Consider the following 383-nt stretch of genomic DNA (forward strand, 5'->3'; position numbering starts at 1 on the left):
CCACGCGAAAACCTGACCATCAGCTTCACCGCAGGCACCAACGCTGACGGTTACTACGCCATCTCCGGCAACAACGTGGTCCTGACCGAAAAAGGCGCCGACTTCGTTAACGCGGGTAACCAGCTGCCGAAGATCGACCTGACCGTTACCGATGTTGAAGGCCTGAACTCCACCGGCACTGGTCAACCGACCGTGACCCTGGTTAACGACGTCCCAGTAATTGCTGTCACGCCGACCACCATCATCGAGAACACTGCTGAAGCAGGTACCGTCGCCGGTACCTTCGTCGCCAAAGACGAAGAAACCCCACGCGAAAACCTGAACATCAGCTTCACCGCAGGCACCAACGCTGACGGCTATTACGCCATCTCCGGCAACAACGT

At 57.7% G+C, this 383-nt stretch carries 1 protein-coding gene; it reads left to right on the forward strand.

What is annotated here, in order from left to right; genetic code table 11:
* A partial coding sequence (locus AOA61_RS31260) for a hypothetical protein (protein WP_158234815.1) occupies nucleotides 1-383 on the forward strand: 383 nt, incomplete at both ends.

It is taken from the genome of Pseudomonas sp. 2995-1 (assembly GCF_002742505.1).
In the GTDB taxonomy this organism is placed as follows: Bacteria; Pseudomonadota; Gammaproteobacteria; order Pseudomonadales; family Pseudomonadaceae; genus Aquipseudomonas; species Aquipseudomonas sivasensis.